4 protein-coding genes are annotated in these 4,103 nt (G+C 43.5%); 3 read left to right on the forward strand and 1 reads right to left on the reverse strand.

Going from position 1 to position 4,103, the window contains the following annotated elements; translation table 11 throughout:
- Positions 1-236: 236 nt before the first annotated feature.
- Together HWQ36_RS21275 and HWQ36_RS21280 are read left to right on the forward strand one after the other, a co-directional pair.
- Complete coding sequence (locus HWQ36_RS21275; protein WP_292706216.1) at positions 237-1,295, forward strand: WD40 repeat domain-containing protein; 1,059 nt, start codon at positions 237-239, stop codon at positions 1,293-1,295.
- A 220-nt stretch (positions 1,296-1,515) separates the two neighbouring features.
- A complete protein-coding gene (locus HWQ36_RS21280) occupies positions 1,516-1,788 on the forward strand; it encodes a hypothetical protein (RefSeq protein ID WP_292706217.1) in 273 nt (90 codons plus the stop codon).
- Positions 1,789-2,039: 251 nt separating this feature from the next.
- Here HWQ36_RS21280 and HWQ36_RS21285 read toward each other — a convergent pair whose 3' ends face one another.
- Complete coding sequence (locus tag HWQ36_RS21285) at positions 2,040-2,249, reverse strand: hypothetical protein (RefSeq protein ID WP_292706219.1); 210 nt, start codon at positions 2,247-2,249, stop codon at positions 2,040-2,042.
- 3 nt (positions 2,250-2,252) lie between these two features.
- Between HWQ36_RS21285 and HWQ36_RS21290 the strand changes: the two genes are divergently transcribed.
- Positions 2,253-3,857, forward strand: a complete 1,605-nt coding sequence (locus tag HWQ36_RS21290) for an NAD(P)H-quinone oxidoreductase subunit N (protein ID WP_292706221.1) — start codon at positions 2,253-2,255, stop codon at positions 3,855-3,857.
- Positions 3,858-4,103 lie beyond the last annotated feature (246 nt).

Below are 4,103 nucleotides of genomic sequence, written 5' to 3' on the forward strand. Positions count from 1 at the left end.
CGTTGTCCGGGTTTCCCGGCTTGAAGCAAGTGGCGTTTGAACTTTAGTGAAACCCCAACAAAACCAGGGATTGTTGGTGTTGGGTTTCGTTCCTCAACCCAACCTACACCTAAATTCATCAAAGTCCTTAAAAATAAGAGTGGATGATTTTTATCCGACGAGAGTCATAAAAGAGCGCTATTATCCCAGTCTCTAATTCCCAGTCCCTAGTCCCCAGTACCTAGTACCCAATAACTATGAACTCCACAACCAAATCTAAAGAATTTGAACAACACTATTCGGGGATACTTTCAGATTATGTAACTGCGATCGCTTGGTCGCCACAAGGTAAAACTTTAGCAGCAACTTCCGCCGCCGGTGAAGTCGTTCTGTGGAATGATGGCGAACTCACAACTTTACAAACTGGTAACGGTAAATCAGTAGACTGTCTGGCATTTTCCCCAGATGGAAAATTTTTAGCCGTTGGTGGACAAGATGGACAAGTAAAAATTTGGCGCAATACTGAATTAATCGCCACCCTAGAAAATGCCCCCGCATGGGTTGACAAGCTAGCTTGGAATTACACTAGTAACCAACTGGCTTTTAGTTTGGGGCGTTACGTCCAAGTGTGGGATGCAGATAGTCGTGAAATTGTCGTGACGCTGAATTTCGACAACTCTTCAGTATTGGGTATAGATTGGCGCATTGATGGACAATACTTAGCTATTGGTGGTTACAAGGGAGTCAAGATTTGGCATAGTCAAAACTGGGATGAAGAACCATACAGCCTAGATATGACTACTGTCAGTTTAGCTATGGCTTGGTCGCCCGATGGCAAATACCTGGCTTCTGGCAACATGGATCGTAGTATCACCGTTTTGGAATGGAACAATCCTGACCCTTGGGTGATGCGTGGCTTCCCTGGTAAAATTCGCCAATTGGCATGGTCAGAAGCTACTACGAAAGTGGGTGCGCCAATACTCGCATCTTCCAGCGTTGAAGGTATTGTGGTGTGGGAGAAGTTAGAGGATGATTCGTTAGGTTGGGAAGCACGAGTATTAACAAATCATGTGGGTGTGATTAATGCGATCGCCTTTGCACCAAAAAGCTTTCTTCTCGCTTCTGCTGCTGCTGACGGCTGGTTGTGTTTGTGGAACCAAGCTAAGGAAGTATCCCAAATTATTACAGGTGTCTCAGGAGGCTTTTCTACCTTAGCTTGGCATCCCCAAGGCAAATTACTGGCCGCAGGCGGCGAACAAGGCGAATTAGTTATTTGGTCAAAGGCTTTGCGGGGTCAAGGATTTGGGCGCAGTTAAAATAATTCGTAATTCGTAATTCGTAATTCGTAATTAAAGACTGTTACATCGAGGTATTTATACATAGACCTGAAGGGGCGACATGTATAGATATTGGCGTTAGCTCTCCCTTTGGGAGAAGGGTAATTAAATTCAAAAATTACGAATTACAAATTATTAAAGTTGAACCTCGGCAATTTATTGGCTATGCTGTATCAGCAAAGGTATCTTTGTGTAAATTATGAACATAATCAAACTGATTTTACTTGCCTGTCCCGCATTTCTGGTATCCATGCTGCTGGTAGTCAATCCAGCAAACGCATCCAGCCTCAAATCTGCTTATGCTACCCAAATTATGACGGTAGTATCTACACAACAAATTCCTGATCTGGCAACACCACATTTGATTGAAACATCTAATCCGATTATCGATCAACTTGGTTGCAATTGTGCCAACTGTGTTCAGTCTAAATTTCAGTCGTTACAAGGCAAATTGCCATCCGCCGATTTTTAATAAATTTAGGAGTTATAAATATTGTAGGGGCACAGCAATGCTGTGCCCTTATTAATTTTATGAGCTTTTTGTCCGTGGCGATCGCCTACGGCACGCTGTTAGCGATCGCTAACAGCGCCATAATTATTTATGTAATCAAGGTATTCACTAAAGGTTAAAATAATTCGTAATTGATAATAAGTAATTCTTAATTACTATCAGTAACAACTTGTACCATTTTTAATTACGAATTACGAATTACGAATTACGAATTATTTGGTCACGCCTGAAAAACGAAGTAGGAAAGTTGTTAAGTGAATCCCTGGATACTGAGAAAGCTGCTGGTAAAGTAGTAAGGTTGGTGCGATCGCCATCTGCACCCAAGCTGTTAAGCTCTTGTTAAAAGAGCTAGTCCGGGGATTAGAAAACTTGCTAGAGTGAACAGAGTTAGCCTTAATGTCTAATCGCCAAAACCTATACATATCATGGATTTTGCTAATATTGCATCCCAGTTGAACGCTGGAACGATTTTGCCAGAGGGGATTATTATTCTCACCCTCTTGGGGGTTTTGATTGTTGATTTGATTTTGGGGCGTACATCCGCACGCTGGATTGGATATCTAGCGATCGCAGGTTTATTTGCTTCCATTGTCGCCCTATATTTTCAATGGGACAATCCTAACCCCATCTCTTTTACCGGTGGCTTTAATGGTGATGATCTAAGTATCGTCTTTCGCGGCATTATTGCCTTGTCTGCGGCTGTGACTATACTGATGTCAATTCGCTACGTAGAGCAAAGCGGTACTCCTTTAGCTGAATTCATCGCTATTTTGTTGAGTGCTACTTTAGGAGGGATGTTTTTATCCGGGGCTAGTGAGTTGGTGATGATTTTCATCTCCCTAGAAACCCTGAGTATTTCCTCTTACTTGTTAACAGGTTATACCAAGCGTGACCCCCGCTCCAATGAAGCGGCGCTGAAATACTTGTTAATTGGAGCTTCCAGTACAGCAATATTCTTATACGGTGTATCACTGCTGTATGGACTATCTGGAGGACAAACTGAACTAAGTGCGATCGCAGATGGCATTGCCACAGCGAAAGTGGGACAATCTTTAGGTTTAGTGATTGCCTTAGTTTTTGCGATCGCAGGTATTGGCTTTAAAATCTCCGCCGCCCCCTTCCACCAGTGGACACCAGACGTTTACGAAGGCGCTCCCACCCCAGTCATCGCCTTTTTATCTGTTGGTTCCAAAGCAGCCGGGTTTGCCTTAGCCATCCGCTTGCTGACAACAGCTTTCCCCCTTGTTGCTGAAGAGTGGAGATTTGTCTTCACCGCTCTAGCCGTTCTCAGCATGATTTTGGGTAACGTAGTCGCCCTAGCCCAAACCAGCATGAAACGAATGCTAGCTTATTCATCCATTGCTCAAGCTGGGTTTGTGATGATTGGCTTAATTGCTGGGACACAAGCCGGGTATGCCAGTATGATATTTTACCTACTGGTTTACTTGTTCATGAACCTATGCGGCTTTACCTGCATCATCCTGTTCTCACTGCGGACAGGAACTGACCAGATTGCCGAATACTCCGGCTTATATCAAAAAGACCCACTCCTTACACTGGGGTTGAGTATCGCCCTACTTTCCCTGGGTGGTATTCCACCATTGGCTGGGTTTTTCGGCAAGATTTACTTATTCTGGGCTGGTTGGCAAGCAGGACTTTATTGGTTAGTCTTGCTGGGCTTAGTTACCAGCGTCGTCTCCATCTACTACTACATTCGTGTAGTTAAAATGATGGTAGTCAAAGAACCTCATGAAATGTCCGACGCAGTGAAGAATTATCCCCAAGTGCGTTGGGATTTACCTGGGCTAAGACCCTTGCAAGTCGGGTTGGTGGCAACATTAATTGCCACTACTGTAGCAGGGATTTTGTCAAATCCACTGTTTACATTGGCTAACAATTCCATCTCCAATACCCCATTTTTGCAAGCAACAATCAACAGTCATGTAGAAGCACAAAATCTACTGCTTTTGCCAAAGTTAGATTCGGTTAGTCAGTCTCAACCCTCAGTTGATTCTACCGCTAAGATTTAACCGATTCTCAATATAACTTTGTAATCAAAGACGCGCCTGTTTGCTAATTAGCAGACAGGCGTTTTTCATATCTCTTAATACCAATTCTAGGCTACGGTGTACACACAAGTCTTTTAAAGTTGTCCCACAGCTTTTAGATCCCCCCGTGGAAAGTGGGGAAACAAGAAATCTAGTTCCCTCCCCTTTATAAGGCAGGGCTGATTCATCCCCTAAAACCTGTAAAATAGCAAGTGTTTAGGGGATAAA

The organism is Nostoc sp. NMS2 (assembly GCF_017115105.1).
Taxonomy (GTDB): domain Bacteria; phylum Cyanobacteriota; class Cyanobacteriia; order Cyanobacteriales; family Nostocaceae; genus Nostoc.